15 protein-coding genes are annotated in these 19,968 nt (G+C 42.6%); 12 read left to right on the top strand and 3 right to left on the bottom strand.

Going from position 1 to position 19,968, the window contains the following annotated elements; all coding sequences use genetic code 11:
* The first annotated feature begins 292 nt into the window (after positions 1-292).
* Positions 293-1,069, top strand: coding sequence for a hypothetical protein (locus ACJ7Z2_RS02855; RefSeq protein ID WP_409500723.1), 777 nt, complete (start codon positions 293-295; stop codon positions 1,067-1,069).
* 290 nt (positions 1,070-1,359) lie between these two features.
* On the opposite strand, the gene ACJ7Z2_RS02850 is transcribed toward ACJ7Z2_RS02855, so the two are convergent.
* Together ACJ7Z2_RS02850 and purL are read right to left on the bottom strand one after the other, a co-directional pair.
* The gene (locus ACJ7Z2_RS02850) at positions 1,360-3,087 is read right to left on the bottom strand and encodes a hypothetical protein (RefSeq protein WP_409500722.1); all 1,728 of its coding nucleotides are present in this window, start codon (positions 3,085-3,087) and stop codon (positions 1,360-1,362) included.
* A 349-nt stretch (positions 3,088-3,436) separates the two neighbouring features.
* The gene (purL, locus tag ACJ7Z2_RS02845) at positions 3,437-7,333 is read right to left on the bottom strand and encodes a phosphoribosylformylglycinamidine synthase (protein ID WP_409500721.1); all 3,897 of its coding nucleotides are present in this window, start codon (positions 7,331-7,333) and stop codon (positions 3,437-3,439) included.
* Between the two features lie 229 nt (positions 7,334-7,562).
* On the opposite strand from purL, the gene ACJ7Z2_RS02840 reads away from it, so the two are divergent.
* On the top strand, positions 7,563-7,802 hold the full coding sequence (locus ACJ7Z2_RS02840; RefSeq protein WP_126301444.1) for an AbrB/MazE/SpoVT family DNA-binding domain-containing protein: 240 nt from the start codon (positions 7,563-7,565) through the stop codon (positions 7,800-7,802).
* Positions 7,790-8,113, top strand: a complete 324-nt coding sequence (locus tag ACJ7Z2_RS02835; protein WP_126301443.1) for a type II toxin-antitoxin system PemK/MazF family toxin — start codon at positions 7,790-7,792, stop codon at positions 8,111-8,113. Before ACJ7Z2_RS02840 ends, ACJ7Z2_RS02835 begins: the two co-directional genes overlap by 13 nt.
* A gap of 89 nt (positions 8,114-8,202) precedes the next feature.
* Here ACJ7Z2_RS02835 and ACJ7Z2_RS02830 read toward each other — a convergent pair whose 3' ends face one another.
* A complete protein-coding gene (locus ACJ7Z2_RS02830) occupies positions 8,203-10,299 on the bottom strand; it encodes a TonB-dependent receptor domain-containing protein (protein WP_409500720.1) in 2,097 nt (698 codons plus the stop codon).
* A gap of 279 nt (positions 10,300-10,578) precedes the next feature.
* On the opposite strand from ACJ7Z2_RS02830, the gene ACJ7Z2_RS02825 reads away from it, so the two are divergent.
* The 9 genes from ACJ7Z2_RS02825 to ACJ7Z2_RS02785 all read left to right on the top strand — a co-directional run bounded on the left by ACJ7Z2_RS02825 (position 10,579) and on the right by ACJ7Z2_RS02785 (position 19,842).
* Positions 10,579-11,325, top strand: coding sequence for a DeoR/GlpR family DNA-binding transcription regulator (locus ACJ7Z2_RS02825; protein ID WP_409500719.1), 747 nt, complete (start codon positions 10,579-10,581; stop codon positions 11,323-11,325).
* Between the two features lie 203 nt (positions 11,326-11,528).
* Positions 11,529-13,295: an L-fucose isomerase gene (gene fucI / locus ACJ7Z2_RS02820; RefSeq protein ID WP_409500718.1), complete on the top strand. Its 1,767-nt coding sequence runs from the start codon at positions 11,529-11,531 to the stop codon at positions 13,293-13,295.
* Between the two features lie 93 nt (positions 13,296-13,388).
* The gene (gene fucK / locus ACJ7Z2_RS02815; RefSeq protein ID WP_409500717.1) at positions 13,389-14,822 is read left to right on the top strand and encodes an L-fuculokinase; all 1,434 of its coding nucleotides are present in this window, start codon (positions 13,389-13,391) and stop codon (positions 14,820-14,822) included.
* 9 nt (positions 14,823-14,831) lie between these two features.
* Positions 14,832-15,266 carry an L-fucose mutarotase gene (gene fucU / locus ACJ7Z2_RS02810; RefSeq protein WP_154703647.1) on the top strand — a complete coding sequence of 145 codons (435 nt, stop codon included), beginning with the start codon at positions 14,832-14,834 and terminating at the stop codon, positions 15,264-15,266.
* A gap of 58 nt (positions 15,267-15,324) precedes the next feature.
* Positions 15,325-15,978: an L-fuculose-phosphate aldolase gene (locus ACJ7Z2_RS02805; RefSeq protein WP_409500716.1), complete on the top strand. Its 654-nt coding sequence runs from the start codon at positions 15,325-15,327 to the stop codon at positions 15,976-15,978.
* 61 nt (positions 15,979-16,039) lie between these two features.
* Entirely contained in the window at positions 16,040-17,569 is a 1,530-nt protein-coding gene (locus tag ACJ7Z2_RS02800) for a sugar ABC transporter ATP-binding protein (RefSeq protein WP_409500715.1), read from the top strand.
* Positions 17,566-18,564 (top strand): ABC transporter permease, encoded by a 999-nt coding sequence (locus ACJ7Z2_RS02795; RefSeq protein ID WP_126301435.1) that lies wholly within the window; start codon positions 17,566-17,568, stop codon positions 18,562-18,564. Before ACJ7Z2_RS02800 ends, ACJ7Z2_RS02795 begins: the two co-directional genes overlap by 4 nt.
* 23 nt (positions 18,565-18,587) lie before the next feature.
* A complete protein-coding gene (locus tag ACJ7Z2_RS02790) occupies positions 18,588-19,535 on the top strand; it encodes an ABC transporter substrate-binding protein (RefSeq protein ID WP_126301434.1) in 948 nt (315 codons plus the stop codon).
* A 55-nt stretch (positions 19,536-19,590) separates the two neighbouring features.
* Complete coding sequence (locus ACJ7Z2_RS02785; RefSeq protein ID WP_021279689.1) at positions 19,591-19,842, top strand: PTS transporter subunit EIIB; 252 nt, start codon at positions 19,591-19,593, stop codon at positions 19,840-19,842.
* The last annotated feature ends 126 nt before the right edge of the window (positions 19,843-19,968 follow it).

Here is a 19,968-nt window from a genome sequence, read left to right as displayed (position 1 = left end):
AAACCGACATTGACGAGAACGGCGTGGATTGGCTAATAAGAACTCCCACTGAATGGGTTTGGTCATTCTACGCCGAAAAACAGGCAAGCAGTAAGATTTTGAAAGAATTTTGCAAAAAATTGAGGAAATTAAACCGCTTGTAACAGAAAAAATTCAAAAATGCTGGAGATCGCTCTTATCCTCAGATGGCGCTCGTCTCCAACCACAACTGCTCGAAACCTTAAAAACTGTTTAAAATATCCTCTACCTAATGGTATGAAGAATATACATATCGCTTAATTAAAAATAGCAAATGGAACTCTATAAAACTAAGCCACTTACTAGTAATGCTCCTCTTTTTTGTCCTAAAGAGTGGATGAACAATCATAATGAAAATGGAATGCTGTTAAGACTGATAGCTAATATGAGATTATTAGGTGAGTGTTTAAGAAAAACTCATCCTACATTTTTTAATATCTCTGACTATAAAGGCGTTTTGGCGACTATTCTTATCCCCTCTAAAGAACTTCATCAAAACTTAAATAAGCCGGGAGATATTGATATTTTAATCATTCCTTATACTGAGGAGAATATTATCTTTTCAGAATCCCTTGCTATAGAAGCGAAAGTTATACGAGCATCATATGAACAGCAAGGAAAATCACCAAAGAAATTTGGTTTTACTCAAGCCCAAGGACTATATGATATAGGTTTCCCATATGTAGCGATTTATCATTTTATTGTGTCAGATATAAGCCCTTCACATACTTGGGAAAAAATGCTGCTTGGCACTGTAGGAGACAATGATACTCTTCATTCACTTAGAGAATGTTTTATTGATCGATTACCGCTCTCATTGATGGAAAGAGCACAAGGTAGATTACTAAATAATAGAAAGAACCCTCATATCGGTATATGTAGTTGCTATATGGATTCCGATTATAATTCCAATAATGCGCTTTTTATCCCAGAGGGTTCTGTTTGTACCAAAAATACGAGTAATTTAGAATTTGTAGCTTATATTGAAGAATATTATAGAAAGAATTGGAGAAGGTTTTTAAATATACTTAAAAATAAACCTGAAGAATAAAATATCGATCCAATATACTGTATAAAACTCAAAAATAGGCACCGCTCTTTTCGTGGCATTTATATTTTCGGCTCATTGCCCCAATTAAATGGAATAAGAATAAACAGATCATATAAAATCACCATCACACAATACCATTTTTACGACGGAGATCGCAAAAATAATCCCGCCTTTGCAAATTTTCACAAAAATCTGACCGCTTGTTATTTGTGGAAACAATGATTTACAACAAATGATAGGCAAGGGCAAGAATAACGATGACACAAGCGAGACGCTTGTGCCATCGGGGGCTATAATGTTAGCAATTTCTCTAAGAGTAGAGATTTATCTTTAACATTATCATCAAATAAATCACCAAACTCTACAAACTCACGTTTAAAAAACTCATCTAATGTTTTGATATAAGATCTTTTACCGAAATATAATATAATCTGATTAAATAAAACCTTTAAATAATACTCTAAATGAGAACAAAGCAATGCAGTATTTATGTTTGACTTTGAACTGTGAACAATATCACATCTAGTTCTATATATTCGTTGTAATTGTTTTTCTATAACATCCCTATGCTTAGATAAAATAGAAAACACCTTATTATCATCTAAGATATCTTCAATAAAACAATCTATGCAGAAAGAAATGTAAGTGTCAATACCATTTAAATGGTTTACAATTTGTTTTTTATAAAAATCATCTCTTAAAATCTTAAAAAAATCAGCATTACTCTTCTCTTTTAATAAAACATCTTCTCCAGATTCACTTTTTAATTCTATATTAAACCTAACTAACTCCTTCTTAATATATGACAAATGTTTACTTAGATACAACTTAGATAAAATCAATGGAATATTTTCTATTATACAACCACCTATACTACCTATTTTCTTTTGAGATGTTAAGTGTTCTAGAGCCGTCCACCAATTTGTTAATTTATTTAACTGATTATTTGAATCCTTACCATATCTATAAAATTGTAGTGCGGATGTTATATGCATATTTGTTGATTCAGATATATTCGAATTAAATAATGCCAAAAAGAAATTACTTAAAAAAGATTTTAAACCATCTAAATTAAATTCATCTTTAGGATTGGGGATGGAGAAATTTATTTTATGTTCGATTATTTTCTTTGTATGTAGGAAAGCAAAAGAATCAGATATATATAATGACCTTTCGAAAAACTCAAACCTAATTAAATCAAGAATACTATTTAATTGTTGGTATGCTTTGAAACCAGCTGCTTTACCATCAACACCATTTATAGATAACAGGACATATATTTTATGTTGATAATCTCTTCTATTAAATATAGAATCTATTTTAGATACATTATCTTCTGTTAATTCCCTAATAGGTTCTTTACTAGACAAATAAGTCTTAATATCAGTAATCTCTCGAAAGAAGTTTATATTTGTTATTTCATTAAAAAACTCTATCGGGAAGTTATCTATATCAGATTTATTATTTCCGCAGATACAAAATATAATATCTCTCTGATCATCTTTTCCAGATATTATTCTTTTCAAAAGCCTAAGCCTATCAATAAATTTCTTGTAATACTTTTTCTTATCCCTTGTAAGTATGTTATTATAATAATCGACTAACGTCTTAATGTCATATCCCTTATGAATCAGAAAACTAATAAAATGATTTAATTGATTCTTTATGTTGCTTTTAATTTCTCTTGTTAAGTCATTTTTAAGATTCTCTATAAACCACTCAATACAGAAATCTATATACTTCTCATGTATATTAATTATCAATTCATCAATAAATGATATTGTGGCAATATTATTCTTTTCAAATTTAAAAGATTTCCCGATTGGCTGTTTGCTTTTATTAATGATAGATTTACTTATGCTCTCTATTATTAACTTAGAATCTTTTGTTTCCTTAAAAAACAAATCCTTTTCAATTATAGAAATAAACTCATCATACACAAGAAAAATATCCTCATTATTTGAATGAGATACTGTTAAGATTTGTTTTAATTCCTCTGTAATATTTAGTGGGTTCATTATTCGAACTCTATATGAATCTAACGATGATTCATGTACTAAATTATACCAGCAAGATAAAAAAAAGCGTTCCGATTGAGAAAATTCAGATAAATCATGGTATTTGTCTATTTTCATGTTGTATTTTTCTTAGAAAGGTGTATGATGTAAGAAGTTTATCACCTATTGTGATACTTATAAATAATAGGATATGGCCTAACATTATGAGTGAATCTCAGGTGTTAGCACCCAATCCACCCTACATCCCTCTAGATTCAAAATTTAGAGGGATTTTTCTATCATGTATTCTTCTTCATAAGAAAGGTAGCTACTTAATATACTCATTAGTTTAGCTACCTTTAATCTTGAATTACCCCAACCCAACCCTCGCATTCCTAAACAATCTCACCCAAGCCCCATCTTCTGTCCAATCTTCCGGAGCCCAAGAGTTGCTCACTGCTCGGAACACTCGTTCAGGGTGTGGCATCATAATTGCTACTCTTCCGTCCGTATTGGTAAGGGCGGTAATACCTAATGCCGAGCCGTTCGGGTTAGCCGGGTATTGTTCGGTTGGATTCAGATTGTAGTCCACATATTGAGCAGCAATCAAATGCTGTTTTTGCAGATTGTGAAGCTGATCACTATTTTTAAACTCCACTCTTCCCTCACCGTGCGAAACCGCAATCGGCATATGGCTACCTGCCATACCTGCGAACCACACAGAGTTTGTTTCGTTAATTTTCACCATCGCTACCCGTGCCTCAAAGCGTTCGGATTTATTCCGCACAAAGCGAGGCCAATTTTCCGTTCCCGGAATGATTTCTGCAAGATTGGAGACCATTTGGCAGCCGTTGCACACGCCAAGGGTTAACGTGTTCGGGTTGGCGAAGAATTGGCTGAATTGGTCACGCAGCATTGGGTTGAACAGAATCGATTTCGCCCAGCCGCCGCCTGCACCTAATACATCGCCGTAAGAGAAGCCTCCGCACGCCACCATTGCGTTGAAGTCGTTGAGGTTGCGTCTGCCCGAAATCAAGTCTGACATATGCACGTCAATAGCGTTGAAACCGGCACGGTCGAAAGCTGCCGCCATTTCATAGTGGCTGTTTACGCCTTGTTCACGCAAAATCGCCACGCTCGGTTTTACGCCTTTGTTGATGTATGGGGCGGCGATGTCTTCGTTCACATCGTAAGTTAAAAATGCGGATAAGCCTTCGTTATTCGGGTCTTTTTTCGCTGCAAATTCTTGGTCTGCACATTCAGGGTTGTCTCGCAAACGTTGCATTTGATGAGTGAGTTCTGCCCAAATGCCACGCAGTTCGGAGCGTTTTTGGCTAAATACAGTTTCGCCGTTGCGGGTAATTTCAAAGCTGTCGCCATCAAACACTGTACCAATATCAAAGGTGAGATTTGCAAGATTTTCGGCATTTAACACCGCTTGCACTTCACTCAATTCTTCGGTGCGAACTTGGATTACTGCCCCCAGTTCTTCGTTGAATAACACGGCTAAATCGTCTGCCCCCAAGCGGTCGATTTCCACCGAAATTCCGCAATTCCCTGCAAATGCCATTTCCGCCAGTGTGGTGATTAAACCACCGTCCGAGCGGTCGTGGTAGGCAAGCAATTTTCCTTGTGCGACAAGGGTTTGCATTGCGTTGAAGAAGCCTTTTAAGCGAGCCACATTCACCACATCGGCAGGTTTGTCGCCAAGCTGTTTATATACCTGAGCCAAGGCGGTTGCCCCTAAGCGGTTGTTGCCTTCACCCAAGTCGATCAGTAACAAGCGAGTGTCGCCTTTATCGGTGCGAAATTGTGGGGTGACGGTTTTACGCACATCTTCCACACGGGCAAATGCCGAAATCACCAGCGAAAGCGGCGCAGTCACGGATTTTTGTTCGCCATTCTCTTCCCAAGTGGTACGCATCGACATCGAATCTTTACCCACCGGAATGGTAATGCCAAGCTCAGGGCAAAGCTCCTCGCCCACCGCTTTCACTGCTTCATATAAACCTGCGTCTTCTCCCTCGTGTCCAGCTGCCGACATCCAGTTGGCAGAAAGTTTGATGCGTTTAATGTCGCCAATGTTAGTCGCCGCAATGTTGGTAATGCTTTCCGCAACTGCCAAGCGAGCGGAAGCGGCGAAATCCAGCAATGCCACAGGCGAGCGTTCGCCCATTGCCATTGCCTCTCCAAAATAGCTGTCCAGACTTGCAGTCGTTACCGCACAATCCGCCACCGGAATTTGCCACGGGCCGACCATCTGATCTTGTGCCACCATTCCTGTGACCGAACGGTCGCCAATGGTGATTAAGAAGGTTTTTTCCGCCACTACCGGCAAGCGTAGCACACGGTGGAACGCCTCTTTAAGCTCAATATTGTCGGTTGCAAGCGGTGGATTTTTCACATTTTTTGACGAAACATCACGCTGCATTTTCGGGGTTTTGCCGAGCAATACATTCATCGGCAAATCAATCGGTTTATTGCCAAAATGCGGATCGGCAAGCTCTAAATGTTTCTCCTCGGTTGCCTCTCCAATCACTGCAAACGGGGCACGTTCACGCTCGCAAAGTGCGGTGAAAATATCGAGCTTTTCAGGGGCGATCGCCAGCACATAACGCTCTTGCGATTCGTTACACCAAATTTCAAGCGGCGACATTCCCTTTTCATCGCACAGGATTTTACGCAGGTCAAACTTACCGCCCCGCTCGCCATCGTGCACCAATTCAGGCATAGCGTTAGACAAACCACCAGCCCCTACATCGTGAATAAATAAAATCGGGTTCTCCTCGCCCATCTGCCAGCAACGGTCGATCACCTCTTGGCAACGGCGTTCCATTTCAGGGTTTTCCCGTTGAACGGAAGCAAAATCCAAATCTTCTTTGGATTTACCCGATGCCATTGACGATGCAGCCCCACCGCCTAAGCCGATATTCATCGCAGGGCCGCCCAGCACGATGAGTTTCGCCCCCACCGGGATTTCACCTTTCTGAACGTGTTCGGCACGAATATTGCCGATACCACCGGCAAGCATAATCGGCTTGTGATAGCCTCGAATCTCTTTGCCGGCAAAACTGTTCACTTTTTCTTCATAGGTACGGAAATACCCCAACAACGCAGGGCGACCAAATTCATTGTTAAAAGCAGCTCCGCCCAATGGGCCTTCGATCATAATGTCTAACGCCGAGGCAATGCGATTCGGCTTAGAAAGCGGGTTTTCCCACGGCTGTTCAAAGTTTGGGATCACTAAGTTTGACACCGAAAATCCTGTTAAACCGGCTTTTGGTTTCGCCCCACGCCCTGTCGCCCCTTCGTCTCGAATTTCACCGCCCGAACCGGTCGCTGCCCCCGGGAAGGGTGAGATCGCTGTCGGGTGGTTGTGGGTTTCCACTTTCATTAAAATATGAGCATCTTCTTGATGATAGCGATATTGCCCGTCTTGGTCGGGGAAGAAACGCCCGACCGTTGAGCCTTCCATCACCGCCGCATTGTCTTTGTAGGCGGAAAGCACATAGTCCGGGGTTTTCTCAAAGGTGTTTTTAATCATCTTAAACAGGGATTTTTCCTGTTTTACCCCATCAATCGTCCAATCCGCATTGAAAATTTTGTGGCGGCAATGCTCCGAGTTGGCTTGAGCGAACATATACAGCTCAATATCGTTCGGGTTACGCCCAAGTTGAGTGAAATTTTTCACCAAATAATCAATTTCATCGTCCGCCAACGCCAAGCCTAAATTCACGTTCGCATCTTCTAACGCCTTACGACCACCACCTAAAATATCCACGCTGGTAAACGGCTTCGGCTCTTGCTGAGCGAAAAGTTGCTCGGCTTGATCGGCACTTTCCAACACCGTTTCCATCATACGGTCGTGCAACAAGCCTTTCAACGTCGCAAGTTGGCTTTCATTAGGCATTTCAGAAAATTCTAGATAATACACCGTGCCACGCTCAATTCGCTCTACTGCCGCCAAACCGCAGTTGTGGGCGATGTCGGTTGCCTTAGACGACCACGAGGAAATCGTGCCGATGCGCGGGGTAACAATCAGGCAAAACCCTGTTGGCTCGTGTTCTTCCAGCGTTGGACCATAGTGCAATAACTCTTTGATTTTGTTTTCTTCATCGGCTACAAGCGGTCGATTTAACGCTACAAAATGCAAAAACTCCGCATAAACTGATTTTACAGCTAATTGATTTTGTTGGAATTTTTGCAGAAGTTGTTGAATACGGAAGGCAGATAAGGCCGGTGAGCCACGAAAGGTTTGCATAGTCATTAGTGGAATTTTCCTATTTAAGATGAAAAACTATAGTGATTATAATTTATTACGCAAACGATTGCTATATTTTGGCAACCGTTTGCTGCTAGATATATTTATTCATTAGTATCGAATAAATTTGTTCGATACTAATGAACACTTTGCAAAAAATCACTGAAATCTCACCGCTTGTGTTTGTATTTACACTTCAATATAATAACTTTGTTATTACAACCAAGGAGAGAATATGCAAGTTTCATTACGAAAGCTGGGGAATTCGCAAGCTGTCATTATTCCGAAAGCCGTTTTATTACAGCTCGGTTTGGGCAATCAGTTAGAAATGGAGGTAAAAGATAATAAAATCATTCTTTCTGCTCCTCCAAAATCCCGACAAGGTTGGGCGTTAGCTGCCCGTCAGATTTCTGAAAGCGGTGATGATCAGTTACTTGATTTTCCGGTTGATATTGAGGACGAATGGGTATGGTAAGAGGAGATATTTATCTTGTTAATCTTGATCCGACTATTGGCAGTGAAATTCAGAAGACCAGACCTTGTGTGATTATCTCCCCACCTGAAATACACGATTATCTACGAACAGCATTGATTGCACCTATGACAACGGGTAGTCGTCCGGCTCCTTTCCGTATCCCTGTGGATTTTCAAGGCAAGTCAGGGTTGATTCTACCTGAGCAAATTAGGGTGGTAGATAAAGCACGCTTAGTGAAAAAAGTTGGAGAATTAGAGACTGAAACACTGCACAAGTTATTAGGTATTTTACAGGAAATGTTTGCAGAATAGATTTTGCAAAAAATCACTGAAATATAACCACTTGTAAAGCCATAAAAAAACGCCCGATAATTCGGGCGTTTTGACTAAATGAAATTAGATTAGAATGTGTAGTTCACGCCTGCACGGAATTCACGACCACGAGCAGGGAAATTACCACGTTGTCCGTGTGCATTATACAGTTTGTTCGCTACATTATCTACAGCAAAGTTCACATTCACACTATCATCATTAAACGGTTTCCAGTTAAGAGTAATATCGGTTACATTGTAGCCTTTTTTACCTGTGCCTGTATTAGTTTGTAATGTACCACCTGTTACAAAATAGTTATCTTCAGGTCTTACTTTCTCAACAATACGGTGGTGTACTCCAACCTCAATGTTTGGTTGCTCGAAACGGTAGCTTACAGATGCTGTCCAAGTACGACCGATAGCTGATGCATATTCCGGATTGCTACTTAATACTGCGGTTTCTGTTAATTGACCTTGGCGGTTACGTTGCATAGAAGTTTCTGTATAGAAACGAGGCTTGCTGTGTGCCACACCGATACGAGCAGTAAAGCCGTTATTTTGGTAGCCGGCATTTAACTCATAACCACGGTTCTTGATTTTACCGCCGTTTACGATTGCTTGTGCAGCATTACCGTGGTTATCACGACCATTAGTTGTCCCTAACGCATCTTTGATGTGTTGCCAGAAGTAGCTACCATCAAAACTGAATGTACCATCATTATAGTTAAAGCCAATTTCGGTATTTCTTGCACGTTCTGCTTTGGTGTTATCTGCAATCGTCACCATACCACGTGCACCGTGCGACATAATAGCATCGTGCATACGAGGGCTACGACTTGCATAGTTATGGCTTGCACTTAAGCTTAAGTGTTGGATTGGCTCATAAATAATACCCACACTTGGATTAAAAGTACCATCGCTACGTTTTTTACCATCCATCGCTTTAAAGTCGAAGTGGTCATAACGAACACCTGTCGTGAAAGTCACTTTATCCATAGGTGCAGTAATTGCTTCAACATAAAGACCGGTATCGGTTTTCTCTTGATTAACGACATTCGGATTAAGTTTTACATGTGGCTTAACTTCTTGATGACGATAGTTCACACCGTATTTCAATAAAACATTCTCGTGTACTGCTGAATCAAAATTAACATTCGCACCGTGAGTTACCGTTTTTAGTTTGGTTGGCCCATCAATACCACCTGCATAACCATTGCCTTTATCATTTTCAGACCAACGGCCTTGAACTAATTGGTAAACGTTCGCTGTTGCTTCTTGAGCAAAGCCTAAATTTTTACCCGTCCATTCTAAGTTGGTTCTTTGCACAGTCATTCTACGGTTTGCAGGTGCTTGTCTGTCTAAAGTAACACGGTTATTCGGAGTACCCACCGGAGCAGTATCAAACTCTTCACGCACTAAACGCTCACCTTCGTGTCGCTCATTAGAATGACTTAATACAAAGCGATGATCACCAAGAGTTGCACCTAATTTCGCTAAGAAGCTACTTTTATCTAACGCACTGTATGGTACACGGTTTGTACCAAAGTGGTTCACATAATCTTTACCGCCTTTGTAATTACGGTCTCTTACTAGACTACCTGACACTAACACATCAAAAATTTCACCTTTACCATACACAGCCGCATTAAAATTGTGAGCATGGTTAGTGCTGATACCTGTGCCTAATTTTGCACCGAAGTTTTTATCGCTATTTTTTAATAAATCTAATGCATCTACGGTTTTCGCAATAATCGCACCATTGGTTTGACCGATACCGGCTGAAGCACTACCCGCACCTTTTTGTACTGTAACCGTACCTACAAGTGCAGGATCTAACATATGGCGACCTTGGTGATAGTGAATTTGGCTATCAGAGTAAGTGTTATCCACTTTCACATCAATTGAGTTTTGCCCCATACCACGAATATAAAGGAACTGAGATGTCCCGTTACCGCCTCCTAAGCTGATTGCCGGCTCATCTTTTAACAAACCACGTAAATCCGTTTGGGTACTTTCATCTTTTTTCTGAGTCGTAACAACGTTAGTTTGAACTTTTAAACCTTGGTTATCAGTTACTGTAACTGTATCTAATACAGCAACATCGGTTGAAGTAGTTTCAGCAAATGCGTTAACAGCAAGTACGCTAAGCACTGCGGCAGAAACAGGGAGTAATTTGAATTTTTGCATCTGTTATTCCTTGAGGTAAATTATTTAAGAGGATTACCAATTTTGATATTAAAAATAATTCTCAACACCAAAACAAGGCGAATTTTACAGAGTTAAAATTGGTTGTCAATTAGTCTGAAATCCAATTTTGCAAAATAAGTTACAAATTTTGCAAAAAGTTCCCTAAAAATAACCGCTTGTAACAACAAAATGTGATCGCAGTCTAAAAACAAAATTTGTTTACTCGACAGGTGCGCCACAAGCGGTTAAATTTAGGCAAAAATTGACTAAGGAAAGTGTATGCAGCAACGACATAATCAAATCATCGCTTATTTGGAACAATTTGATGAAGCCGGTGTACAGGAATTGGCAGAACATTGTGCGGTTTCAGTTGAAACTATTCGGCGTGATTTAAACAAGCTAGATAAAAACGGGCTTTTGCACCGCACTCACGGTGGAGCGGTAAGCCATAAGAAAAAAGATATTGGACGTTCATTTAGTACTCGGTTACGCACCAATAGCGATGCAAAACGCAATATTGCCGAGAATGTTCTGTTGCACCTCCCACCGGAAGCAGTTATTGCTCTTGATGCAAGTTCTACCTCTTGGCACGTTGCTCAACGGCTTCCCAATATCCCTTGTACGGTGGTGAGTAGCTCTATGCGGATTATTCGTAGCCTTTCCCAAAAACCGCATATCAAAACCATTGCTACCGGCGGAATTTATTTGGAAAAATATGATGCGTTTTATGGCCCACTTTCAGAACAACTTCTGTCTCGCTTAAAAATTGATATTGCGATCATTTCTTGCACCGGGATTGCAGACTATTCGATTTGGGAATCGAATGAAATTAATATCTCATTTAAACGGAAACTGATCGCAAACAGCAAACAAGTCTTTCTATTGGTTGACCATAGCAAGTTCGAGCGTAAAGATTTAATCCAAATGGAAGCACTGTCTTGTATTGATAAACTATTTGTTAATCAAATGCCCTCTAATACACTCCAACGCTATTGCTTAGAGAACCACATTCAGCTCATTCTTTAATTTTACTCGGTGAATATGCCCGATTTGTTAGAAAAAAGACAAAATCGGGCATTCTTTTTTCATCAGTTTTCTGAATAAACCTATCATTTTTGTGATCATATTCACAATTTTTAAACTAATTTCGTATTTTTATTCATAACACTTATTGTGTATGCATAATAAATTCCGCAAGCAAATTTTTTAACCAATCAGGAGAACCCGCTATGACAACTCTCAAATCAACTCCAGTAAAAATTGGTATCCGCCCGACCATTGACGGTCGCCGTTTAGGCGTGCGTGAATCCCTAGAAGAACAAACCATGAATATGGCGAAAGCCGTAGCGAATTTATTGCAATCGGAAATCCGCCACCCAAACGGTGAATTTGTGGAATGCGTGATTGCCGATTCAACCATTGGTGGCGTTGCCGAAGCCGCTGCCTGTGCAGAAAAATTTAAGCGTGAAAATGTGGGTGCAGTGATTACCGTAACCCCTTGCTGGTGTTACGGCTCTGAAACCATTGATATGGACCCGCATATGCCGAAAGCGATTTGGGGCTTTAACGGCACCGAACGCCCGGGAGCGGTCTATTTAGCAGCCTCTCTTGCAGGCCATAGCCAACTTGGCTTGCCGGCATTCTCGATTTACGGCACGGAAGTGCAAGAAGCGGACGATCAATCTATTCCAGACGATGTGCGTGAAAAATTACTCCGCTTTGCCCGTGCTGGTCTTGCGGTGGCGACCTTGCGTGGCAAGTCTTATTTATCTATCGGCTCTGTTTCAATGGGGATTGCTGGTTCTATCGTAAACCAACAATTCTTCCAAGAATATTTGGGTATGCGTAACGAATATGTGGATATGACCGAAATTAAACGCCGTTTAGATCGCCACATTTACGATGCCGAAGAATTTAAATTAGCAATGAGCTGGGTGAAAACCTATTGCAAAGAAGGCATTGATGTCAACGCACCGGAAAATCAGCGTAACCCGGAAGAGCGTGAAAAACTCTGGGAAGACGTGGTGAAAATGACCATGATTGCCCGTGATTTAATGGTGGGTAATCCTCGCTTGGCAGAGCTAGGCTATGGTGAAGAAGCCTTAGGGCATAATGCAATTGCTGCCGGTTTCCAAGGGCAACGCCAATGGACAGACCATTTGCCAAACGGTGATTTTATGGAAGCCACTCTTAATTCTACCTATGACTGGAACGGCGTTCGCGCACCATACATTATGGCAACTGAAAACGACAGCTTAAATGGCGTGAATATGTTGTTCGGTAATTTATTAACCGGTCAGGCACAAATCTTTGCCGATGTGCGGACATACTGGAGCGAAGACTCGGTAGAACGTGTCACCGGCTGGCGTCCGAAAAGCGGTTTTATCCACTTAATCAACTCCGGCTCTGCGGCGTTAGACGGAACAGGTCAGCATACCGATAGAGCAGGCAAACCAACTATTAAACCGGCTTGGGAAGTGACCGAAGAAGACGGAAAACGCTGTTTAGAACACACCCGTTGGTGTCCGGCGGTTCACGAATATTTCCGTGGCGGTGGCTTGTCTTCCCAATTCTTAACCAAAGGCGGAATGCCGTTTACGATGCACCGAATCAACCTGATCAAAGGTATCGGGCCGGTTTTACAAATTGCCGAAGGTTGGTCTATCGACTTGCCGGAAAACGTACACGAGATTTTAAACAAACGCACTAACGAAACCTGGCCGACCACTTGGTTCGTACCTCGCTTAACCGGAAAAGGGGCATTTACCGATGTGTATAGCGTAATGGCGAACTGGGGGGCAAACCACTGTGTGGCAACCTTCGGACACGTTGGGGCAGACTTAATTACCCTCGCTTCAATGCTCCGCATTCCGGTTTGTATGCACAACGTGGAAGATAAAGACGTATTCCGCCCAAGTGCGTGGAACGGTTTCGGTCAAGACAAAGAAGGTCAAGACTACCGTGCTTGTGCGAATTTTGGCCCGCTGTATAAATAATATAATGCTTATGTAGGGTGCGTTTGCTAACGCACCGTTCAACGTAAAGCGTGGTGCGTTGGCAAATGCACCCTACAAACAAGGGGAAAACCTATGTCTATCGCCCTTATCTTCGACTGTGGTGCCACTAACCTTCGCACGATTGCGATTAATCAAGCGGGTGAAATTGTGGCGGCACATCACTTACCGAATAACACGCAACCTGATGCGGAAAACCCCGAGTTCCATATTTGGGATATGGAGGAAATTTGGTCGAAATTAATGACCTGTGCCAAACAAACATTATCTCAACTTTCAGAACAACAACGTCAAGAAATTGTGGGGATTTCCGTAACCACCTTTGGCGTGGACGGTACGTTATTCGATCAACACGGCAAACAGCTCTATCCGATTATTTCGTGGAAATGCCCGAGAACCTTACCGATGATGGAAAACCTCCCCGGCTATCTTGACGTAGAAGCTCTCTATCGCCGCAACGGGGTCGGGCATTACAGCTTTAACACGCTGTTTAAATTATTGTGGCTGAAAGAAAACAAACCGGAAATTTACCAACAAGCTCACAGTTTCTTATTTATCTCATCTATGCTGACTTACCGCCTGACGGGAGTGCAGACCACAGACCGCACAATGGCTGGTACATCAATGATGACAAATATTGAAAATGACCATTGGGATAGTGAGGTGCTGGCATTGCTGGGGTTAAACGAGAGCCATTTCCCACCGATGAAAAGTGCCGGTGAGGTAGTGGGTTACTTAACGCCGGAACTTGCCGAAACCTTCGGTGTAAGCGGTCAAATTCCCGTGATTTCTTGCGGACACGATACCCAATTTGCGATTTTCGGCTCCGGTGCAGGCTACAACCAACCGGTTTTAAGCTCCGGCACTTGGGAAATTTTAATGGCTCGCACTCCACGAGCGAAACCCGAATGGCAATTTGTGCAACACGGCTTAACCATTGAGTTTGACAGCCAATCGGGCTACTTCAACCCGGGTGTGCAATGGGTCGCCTCGGGAGTAGTGGAATGGTTTGGCAAACGCTTCTTTGCTGACGTTGCCAATACACCAGACTATTACCGCACAATGATTGAAGAAGCACAAGCCGTGCCGGCAGGGGCTAACGGTGTGAAATTAGTCGGCAATTTTGATGGCACAACAGGTCAAACCGGCTCGATTCTCGGGCTGTCAATGCACAGCTCCCGTGCTGAAATTTACCGTGCGGCGTTGGAATATATGGCATATCAATTAAAAGCCGGATTAGACGTGTTAGAACAAGTCGGTCACTTTAATGCAGAAAGCCTAATTTGCGTAGGTGGCGGCTCTAAAAATGCGTTATGGAACCAAATCCGTGCCGATGTGCTAAACCGCCCGATTGATGTGGTGGATTTTCCGGAAAGTACGGTATTAGGTGCAGCAATGTTCACCTTTGCCGGAGCCGGCATTTTTGAAAGCCCGAATGCGGCTCAACGAGCAATGAAGCCCAATGTAAAACGGATCAATCCATCAGAAAATAGCGTGTTTTACCAATAGGAGTTTGCAATGTTAAAAGGTATTCACCCGGCAATTTCACCTGAATTATTAAAAATCTTAGCCGAAATGGGACACGGCGATGAATTGGTGCTTTCTGACGCCCACTTCCCTGCCCATTCTCTCCATTCAAAAGTGATTCGAGCAGATGGTTTAAGTGTTGCAACCTTATTAGAAGGTATTTCTGCTCTATTTGAGTTTGACCAATACGTGGAAGCCCCACTGGCGATGATGCAAGCGGTGGCAGGCGATAGCTTAGACCCAACGGTGGAAGAGCGTTATCTCAATGCGATTAAAAAAGTCATTGGCTCAACCCCCAAAGTAGAACGGGTAGAACGCTTTGCTTTCTATGAACGTGCAAAATCGGCTTATGCGGTGGTCATCACCGGCGAACTTGCCAAATACGGCAATATTATTATCAAAAAAGGCGTCACGCCGGTGCCTTAATGACCAATTACAAGCGGTCAAAAAAGCAAATTTTTTTACAAATTAAAAGGAGTTCAAAATGAACAGACAGCAACTCTCAATACAAATTATTGACACCTGCTTGGAAATGACCCGACTCGGGTTAAACCAAGGCACGGCAGGGAATGTGAGTGTACGTTACCAAGACGGTATGCTGATTACCCCAACCGGCACACCTTATGAAGAAATGACAGAAGATTCGATTGTGTTCGTCAATGCCAACGGCAAACACGAAGAGGGTAAACTCCCTTCAAGCGAATGGCAATTCCATTTAGCGGTGTATGAAGCCCGTCCGGAACTCAATGCGGTAGTTCATAATCACGCGAAAAACTGTGCCGCAGTGTCTATTTTAGGCGAACCTATCCCTGCCATTCACTATATGATCGCCTGCACCGGAACCAATTATATTCCTTGCGTGCCTTATGCTCCTTTCGGCACTCACCAATTAGCCGACTATGTGCGTGAAGGCATTAAACACAGCAAAGCAATTTTACTCGCTCACCACGGCTTAATCACCGCAGATAAAACCCTCGACAAAGCACTTGGCATCGCCCACGAGGTTGAAGTGATTGCTGAGTGGTATTTGAAACTATTGGCAAGCGGAAAAACAATTCCAACCTTAGATAAAGCACAAATGGATATCGTATTAGAAAAATTTAAATCCTACGGTTCTTGGGTGGAAGGCGAACAATAGCCTGCCATAAATAACATACAAGCGGTGATATTTCTTAAAATTTTTACAAACGGAGTGCAGTATGCAAAATGAAGTAATACTCACGATGAAAAACATCAGTAAATCCTTTGCGGGGGTCAATGCGTTAAAAGGTGTTGAGCTTACGCTGCGTAAGGGCGAAGTTCACGCATTAATGGGAGAAAACGGTGCTGGCAAATCCACCTTGATGAAATGCTTGCTGGGCGTATATCAAGCCGATGAAGGTGAAATCATATATAAAGGTCAGCCTGTTCGCTTTGAGTCGGTATTAGAGGCACAAAAAGCGGGCATTAGTATGATTTTCCAAGAACTGAACCTCATTCCCCATTTAACGGTGGCAGAGAATATTTTCTTCGCCCGTGAGCCACTCAAACACGGTTTAGTGGATAAAGACAAAATGGTGGAAGAATCGGCTAAATTGCTGAATTTCTTTGAGATTGATGTTGATCCAAACGATGAAGTGAGAATGTTGTCGGTGGCAAAACAACAGATGGTAGAAATTGCCAAAGCCCTTTCATTTGATGTGGAAGTGTTGATTATGGACGAACCTACCTCTGCCCTGACCGAAAAAGAGATTGATAAATTGTTTGAGTTAGTCGATAGATTGCGTGCCAAAGGGGTGAGCATTGTCTATATCTCTCACCGTATGGAAGAGCTAAAACGCATCTGTAACCATATTACGATTTTCCGTGACGGCACTTATGTCTCTAACCATAAATTCAATGAAATCACGATGGATGAGATCATTACCAAAATGGTTGGGCGTTCATTGGATAACCATTTCCCACCAAAAACCGCTGTGGTGACAAACGACATCATCCTCTCGATTATGAATGCTGAACGTAAGGGAGTGTTTGAACCATTGAACTTTGACTTACGTAAAGGGGAAATTCTCGGCATTACCGGCTTGGTGGGGGCAAAACGCACCGAACTGGCTCGAGCCATCTTTGGGGCAGACCCGCTTGACGGTGGCGAGATTTTTGTCCACGACCACAAAGTCAGCATTAAAGATCCAAGTGATGCTATTAAAGCCGGCATTGCCTATTTGTCGGAAGACCGCAAGCTCAATGGTGTTGCGGTAAGAATGTCGATTCGTGAAAACATTACGATGGCTTCTATGGATAAAGTTGCCAATGCGATGGGCGTGATTTCTTATGAGGAAGAAGAAAAAGCCTCAAAAACCTTCATTGGCAAAATGGAGATCAAAACCCCAACCATTGAACAGAAAGTGCAAAATTTAAGTGGGGGCAACCAACAAAAAGTGGTGATTGGGAAATGGTTATTCCGTGAAGCAAAAGTGATGATTTTTGATGAGCCGACTCGAGGGATTGATGTGGGGGCAAAATATGCCATCTACCAACTGCTCGATGAACTTGCTGCCAATGGTGTAGGCGTTATCGTCATCTCCTCCGAATTACCTGAAGTGTTAGGGGTTTCCGACCGTATCATTGTGATGCGTGAAGGCAGAATGACAGGGATGCTGGAGACGAAAAAAACCAATCAAGAAGAAATTATGCATTATGCAACCGGTGTTAAAAATATGTTTGCTCGTGAATATGGGGTGGAAAAATGAATGAAAAACAAAAAGAAATGTTACGCAAAATGGCCGCATTAGCTGGCTTAGTACTATTAATCATCTTTTTCAGCGTTACCAATGAATACTTCTTTACCTCCAATAATATTATGACAGTAGGGCTACAAACCTCTACCATTGCGTTAATCGGTATCGGGGCAACCTGTGTGATCTTAACCGGCGGGATTGATTTAAGTACCGGTTCGGTGGTAGCACTCTCCGGTGTGGCAGCGGCGATGATTGTCAATGCCGGCGTGCCGGTACCGCTCGGTATGATTTTGGGGATTTTGGTTGGCGGCATTTGTGGCTTAATCAACGGTATTTTAGTCACCCGAATGAAACTGCCTCCGTTTATTGCCACCCTTGGAATGATGATGGTTGCCCGTGGTTTGGCACTGTATGTTACCAATGCCGCACCGGTTTCCGGAATGCCGGAATCCTTCGCTAATCTTGGTAACGGTGCATTGTTTAAGATTGTAGAAGAAGGGGCAAACGGCTTGCCGAAAGTGGTGTTTGCCGGTATTCCATACCCTGTCATCATTATGATCTTCATCACCATTCTGTTCACTTTTGCTCTCTCTAAGCTGAAAGTCGGACGCTATTTATATGCGATTGGTTCAAACGAAGAAGCCGCTCGCTTATCCGGTATTAAAACCAATCTCGTCAAAATTTATGCCTATGTTGCCAGCGGTTTACTCTCTGGTTTAACCGGCGTTATCCTCGCTTCCCGTCTCGTCACCGCCCAGCCAAACGGAGGGGTCTCTTACGAGCTGGATGCGATTGCCAGTGCTGTGGTGGGCGGCACATCGCTTATGGGCGGTGTGGGTACTATCCCCGGCACACTCATCGGGTCATTCATTATCGGGGTACTCCGTAATGGTTTGAATATGAATGGCGTTTCTTCATTTGTTCAAATGATTGTCATCGGGCTTGTGATTATCGTGGCGGTCTCTCTCGACCAGCTCCGCCAATCCAAAAAAGCCGGTAAAAAATAATCCACTCTTAAAGGAGAATTAAAATGAAAAAATCAGCATTATTTACTGCGACCCTCTTTGGTTTATCAACCTTATTTGCAGGCAGTGCAATGGCAAAATCTGATGAAATCGCTGTGATTGTGAAATCTGCCAACTCTACCTTCTGGCAAAACGTGCGTAAAGGGGCTGAAACTGCCGGCAAAGATATTGGAGGACAATACAAAGTCACCTTCCAAGGGCCGGAAGCCGAAACAGCGATTGACGCCCAAGTGAATATGGTGGATAACGCAGTAAACCGTGGCGTGGCAGGCATCGTACTGGCCGCCTCAGACCCGGTAGCATTAGTGCCGGCGGTGAAAAAAGCTTATGAGAGTGGCATTCCGGTGGTGCTTATCGATTCCGGCATCAACAGTGACGGCAAATACTACCAATCTTTCCTTGCCACCGACAACCGTGCGGCAGGTAAATTAGCGGCGGAAAAACTGCTTGCCAAAGTCAAAGGCGGCAAAGTGGCAGTGATGAGCTTTACCCAAGGGGCAGCTTCTGCGATTGAGCGTACCGGTGGTTTTATTGACGAAATCAAAGCAAAAGCCGATTACAAACTGGTCGGCCCGTACTACTCCGATTCGGATATGACCAAAGCATTAAACCAAACCGAAGACGTGTTAGGTTCTAACCCTGATCTTACAGCGATCTTCGGGGCGAACGAACCGACTGCGGTAGGAATGGCACGAGCGGTGAAACAAAAAGGCTTTGCCGGCAAAATTGTGGCGGTGGGCTTTGATGGAAACTCCGACCTACAAAACTTCGTGCGTGACGGAACACTAGACGGCATCGTGGTGCAATCTTCCTACCAAATGGGCTATAAAGGCGTGGACACCATCGGCAAGCTGATTAAAGGCGAGAAAGTCGAAAAAGTGATTGATACCGGGGTGGTTTATGTCACGAAAGAAAACATTGATAGCGAAGAAGCGAAAGGTGTTCTTTACTAACATTCAAGTTAAACGGGGTGGGGTTGCCCACCCTTTCAGCCGAAAGGAAGCCAATATGTCAAATACCCTTACCGATAAAGCCTTAGTGGTGATTGCCGCACTTGGCGGTCGAGAAAATATTGTCGATGTTTACGCCTGCATTACCCGCTTACGGGTGGAGGTGAAAAATACCGACATTGTAGAATGGGATAAAATTAAATCTGTCGGTGCGTTAGGCGTCGTGACCTCCGGTGCAGTGATTCAATCTATTTTTGGTAGCGATGCCGAAGCCTACCGTGATGAAATCAAACGTATTTTGAATATTTAGCCCTAAGCACACTCACAACAAAAGAATCGCAACAAGCGGTGAAATTTTTATCAAACTTTGCAAAAAATGACGTAATTTGACCGCTTGCAAGTTAATCGAATTGTTTAACTTTTAAGAAGGAAAATA

The sequence above is a fragment of the Mannheimia glucosida genome (assembly GCF_046267875.1).
GTDB lineage: Bacteria > Pseudomonadota > Gammaproteobacteria > Enterobacterales > Pasteurellaceae > Mannheimia > Mannheimia glucosida.
The sequence above is the reverse complement of the archived record's forward strand: the minus strand, read 5'-3'. Positions and strand labels throughout refer to the sequence as shown.